This is a genomic window from Leifsonia sp. KNZ13-11D (assembly GCF_056754895.1).
In genome coordinates this window covers 3,044,050-3,056,462 of record NZ_JBPGWU010000001.1, presented here as the reverse complement: position 1 = coordinate 3,056,462, position 12,413 = coordinate 3,044,050, and the positions used below count along the sequence as shown (strand labels likewise).

The 12,413-nt window shown below is 71.2% G+C and carries 9 protein-coding genes; 6 read left to right on the top strand and 3 right to left on the bottom strand.

What is annotated here, in order from left to right:
• Window positions 1-11 precede the first annotated feature (11 nt).
• Window positions 12-1,301 (bottom strand): ABC transporter substrate-binding protein, encoded by a 1,290-nt coding sequence (locus ACR9Y5_RS14995; protein WP_481298691.1) that lies wholly within the window; start codon window positions 1,299-1,301, stop codon window positions 12-14.
• A 110-nt stretch (window positions 1,302-1,411) separates the two neighbouring features.
• Between ACR9Y5_RS14995 and ACR9Y5_RS14990 the strand changes: the two genes are divergently transcribed.
• Window positions 1,412-2,410, top strand: a complete 999-nt coding sequence (locus ACR9Y5_RS14990; protein WP_481298690.1) for a LacI family DNA-binding transcriptional regulator — start codon at window positions 1,412-1,414, stop codon at window positions 2,408-2,410.
• A 274-nt stretch (window positions 2,411-2,684) separates the two neighbouring features.
• On the opposite strand, the gene ACR9Y5_RS14985 is transcribed toward ACR9Y5_RS14990, so the two are convergent.
• Complete coding sequence (locus ACR9Y5_RS14985) at window positions 2,685-3,659, bottom strand: acetylxylan esterase (protein WP_481298689.1); 975 nt, start codon at window positions 3,657-3,659, stop codon at window positions 2,685-2,687.
• Between the two features lie 106 nt (window positions 3,660-3,765).
• Here ACR9Y5_RS14985 and ACR9Y5_RS14980 point away from each other — a divergent pair, with 106 nt between their 5' ends.
• From ACR9Y5_RS14980 to ACR9Y5_RS14960, 5 genes are all read left to right on the top strand, one after another.
• Window positions 3,766-4,767: a LacI family DNA-binding transcriptional regulator gene (locus tag ACR9Y5_RS14980; protein WP_481298688.1), complete on the top strand. Its 1,002-nt coding sequence runs from the start codon at window positions 3,766-3,768 to the stop codon at window positions 4,765-4,767.
• Between the two features lie 148 nt (window positions 4,768-4,915).
• Window positions 4,916-6,088 carry a Gfo/Idh/MocA family protein gene (locus tag ACR9Y5_RS14975; RefSeq protein ID WP_481298687.1) on the top strand — a complete coding sequence of 391 codons (1,173 nt, stop codon included), beginning with the start codon at window positions 4,916-4,918 and terminating at the stop codon, window positions 6,086-6,088.
• Window positions 6,085-6,777: a ThuA domain-containing protein gene (locus ACR9Y5_RS14970; protein WP_481298686.1), complete on the top strand. Its 693-nt coding sequence runs from the start codon at window positions 6,085-6,087 to the stop codon at window positions 6,775-6,777. The genes ACR9Y5_RS14975 and ACR9Y5_RS14970 overlap by 4 nt, the downstream gene beginning before the upstream one ends.
• Entirely contained in the window at window positions 6,762-7,859 is a 1,098-nt protein-coding gene (locus tag ACR9Y5_RS14965) for a Gfo/Idh/MocA family protein (protein WP_481298685.1), read from the top strand. The genes ACR9Y5_RS14970 and ACR9Y5_RS14965 overlap by 16 nt, the downstream gene beginning before the upstream one ends.
• 37 nt (window positions 7,860-7,896) lie before the next feature.
• Window positions 7,897-9,075 (top strand): ROK family transcriptional regulator, encoded by a 1,179-nt coding sequence (locus ACR9Y5_RS14960; RefSeq protein WP_481298684.1) that lies wholly within the window; start codon window positions 7,897-7,899, stop codon window positions 9,073-9,075.
• Window positions 9,076-9,122: 47 nt separating this feature from the next.
• On the opposite strand, the gene ACR9Y5_RS14955 is transcribed toward ACR9Y5_RS14960, so the two are convergent.
• Window positions 9,123-12,368 carry a DUF7507 domain-containing protein gene (locus ACR9Y5_RS14955; RefSeq protein ID WP_481298683.1) on the bottom strand — a complete coding sequence of 1,082 codons (3,246 nt, stop codon included), beginning with the start codon at window positions 12,366-12,368 and terminating at the stop codon, window positions 9,123-9,125.
• Window positions 12,369-12,413 lie beyond the last annotated feature (45 nt).

Below are 12,413 nucleotides of genomic sequence, written 5' to 3'. Positions count from 1 at the left end.
GAGTTCTGTCCTCAGCCCTTCTTGGCGGCGTCGTTCGCCGCCTGGATGAGCTGCTTCGGGTCGCTCTTGCCGGCGAGCATGTCGACGACCGCCACGTTGAGCGCGTTGCCGACGTTCTGGCCGAGCACGGTGTCGAGCCACTGCGAGACGTACGGCGCCGCGTTGTAGGCCTTCAGCACATCCTTCAGGTAGGGCTCGGTGACGACCTTCTGCGCCTCGGCGTTCACGGGCGGGGCGTTGAAGGCCTTGTAGTAGGCCTCCTGCTGGTCCGTGGTGGCGACGAAGTTCAGGAAGTCGACGCACTCCTTGGGCGCCTTGACGGAGCACGAGTAGCCGTCGACGCCGCCCATGATCGAACCCGGCTCACCCTTGCCGCCGGAGACCTCCGGGAACGGGTAGAAGCCGAGGTCGGGGAGGGGCTTCTGGTCGGGCGTGAGCGATGCGATCACTCCCGGGTCCCACGCGCCCATGAGCTCCATCGCGGCCTTGTGGTTCGCGACGAGGCCGGCCGAGCTGCCCGCGCCCTGCTGGGCGGAGGTGGTGAGGAAGCCGTCGTTGAAGGGCTTGGTGTCCGAGAACTTCTGCAGGTCCTCGGCGGCCTTCAGCCAGCATCCGTCGCTGAACGACTTCGAGTCGGCGGTCTTCTCCATGGTGGAGCCGGCGCACTCGCGGAGAGCGAACCAGTAGAACCAGTGCGCGGCCGGCCAGGCGTCCTTCGCGCCGAGGGCGATCGGCGCGACGCCGGTCGCCTTCAGCTTGGTGACGTCGCTGTTCAGGTCGTCGATGGTCTTGGGAGCGTCGGTGATCCCGGCTGCCTTGAACAGGTCCTGGCTGTAGAACAGCCCGCCCGGCAGCACGGCGATCGGCATCGCCCAGACCTTGTCCTGGTACGTCTCCGCCTTGAAGGAGCCGGACGAGATGTTCTTCTTGGTCTCGGACGAGACCTTGTCGGTGATGTCCATCAGCTGACCCGCGTTGACCATCGCCGCCATCTTGCCGCCGCCTCGCTGCAGGAAGATGTCGGGAGCGTCGCCGGAGTTGAGCGCCGTCTGGAGTTTGCCGTCGAGGTCCTCGTTCTGGATGGACTGGACCTTGATGGTGACGTTGGGGTTCGCCTTCTCGAAAGCGGCGACGGCGTTGTTCCAGAACTCCTGGCCGGGGCCGGTTGTGGAGTTCTGCCAGAGGGTCATACTGACCTTGCCGTTGCTGCTGGAGCTGTCGGAGCCGCCGCTGCACGCCGTGAGTGCGAGTGCGCCGGCCATCACGACGGCGGCCCCGGTGAGGAGCTTGGTGCCTTTCATGTGATTCCAACCTGTTCTCTTCGTTGAGGTGGGGACGAGGGAAGTGTCGCAAGTGAACCTGAGAGTGTCAAACGTTTTCGAAAACCTTTTCTACGCTAGGCTGCGGTGGCATGGGACGGCGTCCGACGATCAACGATGTGGCCGAAGCGGCCGGTGTCTCCGTCGCCACCGTGTCCAAGGCGGTCAACGGTCGGTACGGGGTCGCGGTCGAGACCGTGGAGCGCGTCCTCCAGGTCGTGCAGGAGCTCGGCTACGAGTCGAGCCTGGTCGCCAGCTCCATGCGATCGCGCCGCACCGGCGTCATCGGGGTGCTCGTCGCCGACTTCGAGCCCTTCTCCGCCGAGGTGCTCAAAGGCGTCGGCGCGGCCCTGCACGACTCCCGCTACGACCTGCTCGCGTACAGCGGGTCCCGCCAGCCCTCGAGCGAGGGCTGGGAGCGGCGCTCGCTCAGCCGGCTCAGCGGGACGCTCATCGACGGCGTGATCATGGTCACCCCGACCGTGGTGAACGCGAACGCCGACGTGCCGATGGTCGCCATCGACCCGCATACCGGCCGTGCCGATCTGCCGACCGTCGAGTCGGACAGCTTCGGCGGCGCGCGCAACGCGACCGCGTACCTGATCGGGCTGGGCCACCGGCGGATCGCGTTCGTGGCCGGGCGTCCCGACCTGCGCTCGTCGAACCTCCGCGACGCCGGCTACCGTCACGCGCTGGGCGAGGCGGGCATCACCTTCGACCCGTCGCTCGTCGCTATCGGCCGCTACGAGCACAACACCGTCCGCGAGGTGGCGCTGCCGCTGCTCAGCCGCCCGGACCGGCCGACGGCCGTGTTCGCCGCCAACGACGTCTCGGCGATCGCGGTGATGGAGGTCGCGGCGGAGATCGGGCTGGACGTGCCTCGCGAGCTGTCGGTGATCGGCTTCGACGACGTGCCGGAGGCGTCCCAGTACACCCCGCCGATCACGACGGTGCGCCAGCCGATGCAGGGCCTCGGAGCGGCGGCCGCCGACCTGCTCATCGCGATGATGAGCGGCGAGACGCCGGAGCGCATCCACCTGCGGCTGCCGACCAGGCTGGTGCGCCGCGCCACGACGGCGCCGCCCGCCTGACGCCGCGCCCCGCCCGCCCGCTTCTCGCGCCGCTCTCGCTCCCTCCCGCAGGATTTGGCACAAATCCCGTTGTGCGCCTGGGCGACATTCGTCACGAATCGCGCCTTGCGGGACGCCAGAATCACGATTCGGCACGAATGTCGTGGGAACGACCGCGGGACATTCGGCACGAATCGCGGCTCTCGGGATGCCAACGGCGTGATTCTGCACGAATGTCGACGAGGGCGTGGGCACGTGGCACAAATCGTGGCGCGCAACGCCCCGCGAGCGCGGGTCAGGCGCCGAAGCGCGCCGCCAGCCAGGCGGCCTGCGCGCGCCATTGCATCGCGCCGCCGCCCTCGTGGTCGTTGAACGGGTACACCTCGATCGCCCGGTCCTCGGCGGCCAGGTGGTTGTACGCCGCGAACGTCGTCGACGGCGGCACCACCGTGTCCATCAGCGCCACCGAGAACAGCGTCGGCACGTGGATGCGGCGGGCGAAGTTGACCCCGTCGACGTACGACACCGTCCGGAACACGTCGGCCACCTCGTCCCGGTGCACCGACAGGTAGGTCGCGAGCTCCAGGTAGGGGCCGCCGACGGCGACCTCGACGCCGCGGCGGAACGCGCAGAGGAACGCCACGTCGGGCATGGCCGCCGCGACGCAGTCCGAGAGCGCTGCGGCGGCCAGCGCGATCCCGCCGCCCTGACTGCCGCCGGTCACCGCTATCCGGGAGGCGTCGACGAACGGCAGGTCGCGCGTCGCATCCACCGCGCGCACCGCGTCGGTGAACACCCGGCGGTAGTAGTACGTCTCCGGCGAGTGGATGCCGCGGGTCATGACACCGGGGGTGGCCGGCCCCGACCCGTGCGGGTCGGGCGTGTCGCCGCCGCTGCCCCACCCGCTGCCCTGGCCGCGGGTGTCGACGAAGACGTGGACGTACCCGGCCAGCGCCCACCCCACGTTTTCACCGGCCAGGCCGCGTCCCCCGCCGTAGCCCTGGAACTGGACGACCGCGGGCAGCGGGCCGTCGGCGTGCAGCGGGCGCGAGACCCAGGCGCGCACCGGCTCGCCGCCGAACCCGGGGAAGACGAGGTTCTCGACGATCAGCTGGGTGACCGGCGTGTCGGCCGGCGTCAGCTCGGCGGTGCCGCCGGCGGCGCGCGCCTCGGCGATCGTGCGCGCCCAGAACGCGTCGAAGTCGGCGGGCTCGTGCACCTCCGGGCGGAAGGCGAGCAGTTCGGCGTGGGACAGGTCGGTGAGCGGCATCGGTCTCGCTTTCGGCAGGGTTTTCGAAGGGCCACGGGTCGGCAGTGGCGCGTGGCGGACATTGTGGCACAGCTCCTCCACGCGACCGATATGCGACAGTGGCTGCATGACCGGTCCTACCCGCCCCACCTTGGAGGCGATCGCCCGCGAGGCGTCCGTGTCGCTGGCCACCGTGTCCAAGGTGCTGAACGGACGCCCGGGGATCGCCCCGGCGACCCGCCGCCGCGTCGAGGACCTGCTGCACGACTCGGGCTATGCCCGGCGCGGCGTCGACACCGAGCGCGGCGAGGCGGTGGAGCTGGTCATCGAGAACCTGGCCAGCGAATGGTCCGTGGAGGTGATCCGCGGCGTCGAACGCGCTGCGCGTGAGAACGGCCTCGCGATGACGCTCTCGACGATCGGCGACTACCACGCGGTCGGGGACGAGCTCATCACCGGCGTGCTGAGGCGGAAGCCCGTCGCGATCGTGCTCCAGTTCTCGAACCTCACCGCCGACCACCGCCGTCAGCTGCGCACCCGCAACATCCCGTTCGTCGTCGTCGATCCCGCCGGAGACCCTCCCGCGGACGTCCCGGCGATCGGCGCCACCAACTGGGCCGGGGGACTCGCCGCCACCCGCCACCTGCTGGCGCTGGGTCACCGGCGCATCGCCGCGATCGGCGGACCCGTCGAGCTGCTGTGCTCACGGGCGCGGGTCGCTGGCTACCAGGCGGCGATGCAGGAGGCGGGGCTCCCGGTGCCGAGCGTGGAGGGCGGTGGGTTCGCCCGCGACGACGGGGAGCGCGCCGGCCGCCGCCTGCTCAGCGGCGACGACCGGCCGACCGCGATCGTGTGCGCGAACGACATGCAGGCGCTCGGGGTCTACGATGCGGCCTTCGCGCTCGGCCTGGACGTGCCGGGGGACGTCTCGGTGATCGGCTTCGACGACGCCCCGTCGGCGTCGTGGGCGCGTCCGCCGCTGACGACCATCCGCCAGCCGCTGCAGAAGATGGCGGAGGAGGCGACCCGGCTTGCACTCCGGCTCCGCACCGGCGATGTCGACAACACGCGGCTGGAGCTGGCGACCTCCCTGGTGGAGCGCGGCTCGACGGCCCCGCCGCGCGGTTGAGCCGCCGCGAGCGGCCCAGCGCTCCGACCAGCGAAAGTTTTCCAACCCACCGCCGAAACTTGTCACCCGGTGCGGAGGCGATCTAGCGTCGCACGGGTACGCACGACAGGAGGCCGACGATGACCGACACCCCCAGCTCCGCGTCGCCATGATCGGCTACGGGTTCATGGGCGCGGCGCACTCCCAGGGCTGGCGCACCGCCCCGCGCTTCTTCGACTTGCCGGCCGAGCCGGTGATGGAGACCATCGTCGGCCGCGACGCCGCCCGGGTGGAGGATGCCCGCCGACGCTTCGGCTGGCGGAATGCCGTCACCGACTGGCGTGCGGCGGTGGACGATCCCGACATCGACGTGATCGACATCTGCACCCCCGGCGACAGCCATGCCGAGATCGCGATCGCCGCGCTGCAGGCGGGCAAGCACGTGCTCTGCGAGAAGCCGCTGGCCAACACGGTCGCGGAGGCCGAGGCGATGACGGAGGCCGCCGAGCGCGCCGCCGCCGACGGCATCCGCTCGATGGTCGGCTTCAGCTACCGGCGCGTGCCCGCGATCGGCTTCGCCCGCAGCCTGGTTCAGGAGGGCCGGCTCGGCGAGATCCGCCAGGTCCGCGCCCTCTACCTGCAGGACTGGCTGCGCGACGAAGAGGGCCCGATGACCTGGCGGCTCGACAAGGCGGCGGCCGGCTCCGGCTCGCTCGGCGACATCGGCGCGCACGCGGTCGACCTCGTCGAACACCTGACCGGCTCCCGCCTGAGCGGCGTCTCGGGCACGCTGGCCACCTTCGTCGAGGAGCGCCCGCTGCTCGGTGAGACCGTCGGACTGTCCGGCACGGCATCCACCGAGCGCGGACGCGTGACCGTCGACGACGCCGCCTGGTTCACCGCCCGGCTCAGCGGCGGCGCGGCCGCGGGGGCGATCGGCGCCTTCGAGGCGACCCGCTACGCGACCGGCCGCAAGAACGCCCTCCGGATCGAGCTCAGCGGCTCGCGCGGGGCCATCGCCTTCGACCTCGAGTCGATGAACGAGCTGCAGTTCTACGACGCCACCGCCCCGGCAGGTGAGCAGGGGTTCGCCCGCATCATCGTGACCGAGCCCGAGCATCCCTATATGGCGAACTGGTGGCCGACGGGACATGCGCTCGGCTACGAGCACGCCTTCAGCCACGAGGTGGTCGACTTCGTGACGGCGATCGCCACGGGGACCGACCCGGAGCCGTCGTTCGCCGACGGCCTGCACATCCAGCGCGTCCTCGACGCCGTCGAGCGCAGCGCCGCCGACGGCAGTGCGTGGACGCCGATCGACGCGACCGAGGAGGACGCATGAGCAAGAACGCACTGGTGGTGCGCGGCGGATGGGACGGGCACATGCCCGTCGAGACGACGGAGCTGTTCGTTCCGTTCCTCCGCGACAACGGCTTCGACGTCCGGGTCGAGGAGGGCTCCACCGTCTACGCCGACGAGTCGTACATGGAGACGGTCGACCTGATCGTGCAGGTCAACACCATGAACCGGATCGAGGACGCCGAGTTCCGCGGACTGCAGCAGGCGGTGCTCAACGGCACCGGAATGGCCGGCTGGCACGGCGGCATCGCCGACTCGTACCGGGAGAACGCGGACTACCTGCACATGATCGGCGGCCAGTTCGCCCACCACGCGGGCAAGGACCCGGCGGAGCGCGTCGGCGACCAGTCCGACAACTACATCCCGTACACGGTGCACATCACCGACCTCGGCCGCACGCATCCGATCACCCAGGGCATCGACGACTTCGACCTGGTGACCGAGCAGTACTGGGTGCTCAGCGACGAGTACAACGACGTGCTGGCGACGACGACCCAGGAGGTCCGCCCCTGGGACGCGTGGAACCGTCCTGTCACGGCGCCCGCGATCTGGACCCGGCAGTGGGGCAAGGGCCGCATCTTCGTCTCGGCGCCCGGCCACCGCCTGGAGATCGTCGAGAGCCAGCCCGTCCGCACCATCATCGAAAGGGGTCTGCTGTGGGCATCCCGTTGAACGTCGGCGTCATCGGAGTCGGCGTCATCAGCCGCCAGTACTTCGAGCACTTCCCGCACCTGCCGAACCTGCGCCTGACGGCGGTCGCCGACCTCGACGTCGACCGTGCGGCGACCGTGGCCGCCGAGCAGGGCGTGCTCGGTCTGTCGGTCGACGAGCTGCTCGCGCATCCGGACGTGGATGCAGTGCTCAACCTGACCATCCCGCAGGCGCACGCCGAGGTCGCCCTGCGCGCCCTGGACGCGGGGAAGCACGTGTACGGCGAGAAGCCGCTCGCCCTCACCACGGAGGAGGCGGCGCCGGTGCTGAACCGCGCCGAGGCGCTGGGCCTGCGGATCGGCAGCGCCCCCGACACCGTGCTGGGGACCGGCGTCCAGACCGCCCGCGCGCTTCTCGACGACGGACGGATCGGCGACCCGGTCGCGGCGGCTGTCGCGTGGAGTGCGCCGGGGCATGAGCTCTGGCATCCCGCCCCCGCGTTCTACTACCAGCCGGGCGGCGGACCGCTGTTCGACATGGGCCCGTACTACCTGACCAGCCTCGTCACCTTCTTCGGCCCGGTCGCCCGGGTGTCCGGCGCGACCCGGCGGTCGACGCGCGAGCGCACGGTCGCGACCGGCCCGCAGGCCGGATCGAGCATCCCCGTCGACGTGGACACGCACGTCACCGCGATCCTGGAGCACGTCTCCGGCGTCATCTCGACGGTGACGGTGTCGTTCGACGTGTGGGCGACGGAGAGCCCGAAGTTCGAGGTGTACGGCACCGCGGGCACCATCGCGGTCCCCGACCCGAACATGTTCTCGGACACCGTACGGCTCGCCACCGCCGACGACCGGGAGTTCCGCGACGTGCCGCCTGCGGCCGGGTACGCGGACGCCGGCCGCGGATACGGGCTCGCCGACATGGCGCGGGCGATCGAGACGGGTCGGCCGCACCGGGCGTCGGGGGAGCTGGCCTTCCACGTGCTCGAGATCATGGAGGCGGTGCTGCGCGCCGGAGAGGCGCACACCGTCGTCGAGCTGACCTCCACCGTCGAGCGTCCCGCTCCCGTCCCGCTGGGGGCGCGGCCCGAGACGTGGTGACCGGGCGGAGCCGGTGACGCCGTAAAGTTGCCGGAGGATGAACGGCGCGACAGCAGGGACCAACCTCGACACGGTGCGGCGGCACAACCTCGCCACGGTGCTCGGGCTGGTGCACCGGGAGGGGCCGCTCTCGCGGTCCCTGCTCACCCAGGCCACCGGCCTGAACCGGTCGACCGTCGGCGCGCTCGTCGCCGAGCTCGCCGACCTCGGGCTGGTCCAGGAGGGCGAGCCCGAGGTCAGCAACCGCGTCGGCCGCCCGTCGCCGGTGGTCGCCGCGGACGGGCGCGTCGTCGCGCTCGCCGTGAACCCGGAGATCGACGCCGTCACGGTCGGCGTCGTGGGCCTGGATGCCACGGTCCGCCGGCGCGTCCGGTACCCGACCGGCCGCATCCCGTCCGCCGGCGAGGCCGTCTCCATCGCGGCCGCCGTCATCGACGGCCTGCGCCCGGACCTCGGCGCCGCCTCCCGCGTCGTCGGGATCGGCGTCGCGGTTCCCGGCCTGGTGCGGGAGCGGGACGGCGTCGTGCGCCTCGCGCCGCACCTGCGCTGGTCGGAGGAGCCGTTCGCGGCGGCGCTCGCGGAGGCCACCGGCTATCCGGTCCTGGCCGCGAACGACGCCAGCCTGGGAGCGGACGCCGAACGGCTGTTCGGAGCCGGGCGCGGCGCGAGCGACCTGGTGTACCTGAACGGCGGCGCGTCGGGCATCGGCGCCGGTGTGATCGTGGGCGGCAGACCGCTGACGGGCATCAGCGGCTACGCCGGGGAGCTCGGTCACACCCTCGTCAACTCCGGCGGCGTGCGCTGCCACTGCGGCGCCATCGGGTGCCTGGAGACCGAGGTCAGCCAGCGTGCCCTTCTGGGCGTGCTCGGGATGGCCGCGGCCGATGCCGACGAATTGGAGCGCGCACTCTCCGCTGCGGTCGCCGCGGGGGATGATCCGGTGATCGCCGAGGTGGACCGTCAGCTCGGCTTCCTGGCGACCGCCCTGCGCACCGCGACGAACGTCTTCGATCCGCAACTGATCGTGCTCGGAGGGTTCCTCGGAGCACTCCATGCACTCGACCCGGAGCGGCTCCCGCGCCTCGTGGCCGCGCAGGCGCTCGCCGCGAGCGCTGAGCGGTTGTCCATCGTGCGGGCGGGACTCGGTTCGGACATCCTGATGATCGGGGCGGCTGAACTCGCCTTCGGTCCACTCCTCGCGTCGCCCGCATCCTGAGGACTCGGCTGTCAGCCGGCAACGTGCGAACGCCTGACAGGGCGAGCTCAGGCCCGGCGGTTCCGTGCGACCCCGACGGAGACCACGATGGTGCCGGCAATCACGAACAGCGCGGCGAGACCGGCCAGCAGGGTCGGCTGGCCCGTCGATCCGGTGTCGGCCAGATCACCTGCGGGGGCCGAGCCGCCGCCGGAGCCGCCGGAGCCGCCGGAGCCGCCGGAGCCGCCTCCCGCGGGCGGCAGCGCTGCCGCGGGAAGCGAGAACGTCCCGGTAGCCGGAGCCGGGGGAGCGACGCCGTCCGGCGGAGTCCCGGTCGCGGATGCGGTGACCACCACGGCGCCGGCCGCCTGGTCAGCTGCGGTGACGGTGTAGCTCGCCGTGCAGGTCATCGAGGCGCCCGCGGCGAGAACGGTCGAGGGGCAGCTGACGCCCGGGATGCTCGCGATGACGGAGACGTCGCTGAGGTCCACGTTGCCCGGGTTCGTGACGGTGAAGGTGTAGTCGATCGTCTCGCCCGCGTCGGCCAGGCCGTTCCCGTTCGCGTCGTTCACAACCCCGCCGACAGCGATGGTCACTGCTGCCTGCGGGAAGGCCGTCGGCACGCTGATCGTGTCGGAGGGCGGGACGATGGCGGCGGCGCCGGCCGGAACGGTCGCATCTGCGGTCGCGGTGTTCACCACCGCGCCGGCGAGGATGTCCGTCTCGGTGACGACGTAGGGCGCGTCGGCCGTGCAGGTGACGACCGCATCAGGGGCGAGTGCGCCGGCCGGACACGTGACCGTGCCCGCGGTCGGGTCGGAGATGGTCGGAGCCGTCAGCGTGAGAGTCCCGCGGTTCACCAGGGTGAACGCATAGCCGATGTGCTCACCGAGGTCGGCGAGCCCGTTTCCGTTGGTGTCGGCCAGTGTGGCGCCCTTGCTGAGGCCCAGTCCGGTGGAGGGCGCGACCGTCGGCGAGACGAGCGTGTCGGACGGGGGAAGCAGGCCGACGTTGGACGGCGGCGTCGCCGCGGCCGTCGCCGTGTTCGACACCCCGCCTGCGAGCACGTCCGCGTCCGTGACGGTGTACGGGTTGTTCGCGGTGCACGTGGTCGTCTCTCCCGGCGCGAGCGTGGTCGCGACACAGGTGACCGGCCCCGCCTTCGGGTCGTTCACCGAGACCCCGGTGAGGGTCACGTTGCCGACATTCTCCAGGTCGAACGTGTAGACGAGAGAGTCTCCGACATCCGCCAGCCCGTTCCCGTTCGCGTCGGTGAGGATGGCGCTCTTGCTCAGGTGGAGACCGGCGCCGGCGATGGGGGTCGGCGTGACGATGGTGTCCGTCGGCGGGATGATCGCGGGCACACCCGGCGGCGGTGTCCCTGCAGCCGTCGCGCTGTTGCTCACACCGCCGGCGAGGACGTCGGCCTCCGTGACCGTGTACGGTGCGTCGGCCGCGCAGGTGGTGGTGGCGCCCGGTGCCAGGGTGGTGGTCGGGCAGCTGACCGATCCAGCCGCGGCGTCCGTCACCCCGACCCCGGTGAGCGTGACCGTGCCGGTGTTGTGGAGCTCGAAGGTGTACAGGATCGTCTCGCCGGGATCGGCGAGGCCGTTGCCATTCCCGTCGATCAGCGAGGCGACCTTCGTGAGTGCGAGCCCTCCGGCGGCCGCCTGCGTCGGCGTGGTGATCGTGTCCGCTGCCGGGGCTATGGGCGGCACACCTGGAGGTGGGGCTCCCGTCGCGGTAGCGCTGTTGACGATCCCGCCCGCGAGGATGTCCGCCTCGGTGACCGTGTGCGGAGTCGCTGCCGCGCACGTCTGGGTCGCCCCCGCCGCGAGGGTGGTGGACGGACAGTCGACCGCGCCGGCGAACGCGTCGGTGACACCGACACCGGTCAGCGGGGTGTTGCCCGTGTTGGTCAGCTGGAAGGTGTACAGGACCTGCTCTCCCAGGTCGGCGACGCCGTCACCGTTCCCGCCGGAGATCTGCGCCAGCTTGGTCATCGAGAGGCCGGCGTGGGCGACGGTGAGCGGGACGGTGACCGACGCGCTCGCCGTGACGTCCTGTCCCAGGACGTCCGTCGCCGTCGCCGTCGCGGTGTTGGTGAGCGACGTGCTCTGGGCGTCGGCTCCCGTGACGACGTGGGTGCCGGTGCAGGTCATGGAGCCGCTCGCCGACCCGGCTCCGCCGAGCTGCGTGGAGGGACAGCTGATGTTGCTGACCAGCGGATCGTCGACGGAGACGTCGTCGATCGCGTCCGCTCCGGTGTTGGTGACGACGAACTGGTAGGGAATGGTGTCCCCGAGCGCGTAGGAGGCCGGCTGCGGGGTGGTGCGGTCGATCTGCTTGACCAGGCTCAGTGCGCCGAGCGGGTCGATGGTACGGAAAGTGGCGTTCCGGACGAGGTGCACATCGTTGAAACCGCCGGTGGAGCTGGAGAACCCGAACTTGTAGGTCGGCGGCGCCGCATCGGTCATCTGGTGGGTGAGGACCGTCTGATACGCCGTGCGGGTGCCGGTGAAGTCGATCTGGACGGTGACCACGGGGAACTGCCCAGGGCTGACGACGACCCGCACGTTGCGCACGGCCGCGACGGTCGACCCGTGCAAAGTTCCCGGGAGTGTGGAGCCGACTCCGGGCACTGCGGTGGACGCCAGCCAGCAGTACCCCGTCGTCCCGTTCCCGGGGCCGCGAAGCGTCACGGTGTTCCCGACGTTTCCGGGGAAGGGCGAGGGGACCGCGCATCCTGCGCCCTTGCCGGAGACGTTGTTGATGAAGTTCCCGAAGACGTCGAGGCCGACACCCAGGTATCCACCCGCCACGCCCGGGACCCCCGTCGCCTGGGCATAGCCGAGGCTGCCACCGCCGGCGCCTGCGGTCGTCAGGTTGAACGCGCCGTCGCTCAGGAAGAAGCCGATTCCGTCCGCACCGCTTCCTCCGTACTGCACCTGGTCGAACTCCACTTCGACCCCTGCGCTGGAGGGGAGGGCGCGGTTGTACGTCATCGCGCCTTGCCCGTTCAGGTCCGTGAGCTGGAGCCAGCCGGGCGTGACGCCTTCAGGTGGGGAGTTGACGATCTCATTGCCGCAGTTCGTCAGGTTCGAGGCTCCCGCCGGCGGCGTCGAGCCCGCGGGCGCTCCGGTCAGGCACGCCTCCCCGAGGCCGATGGCGCGGGGATCGGAGACCGAGGCTCCGGTGAACGACTCGTCCAGGAGCGTGTCGCCCGCGGCGAAGGCAGCGAGGGGTGTCGAAAGTGTCGCCAGGACGACGGCCAGCGAAGCGGCCGCGGTCGCGATGGCGACGGTTCGGGGCAAGCGCGATCTCCTGAGCAAGACCTACCTCCTCACAGCGGTGCTGAA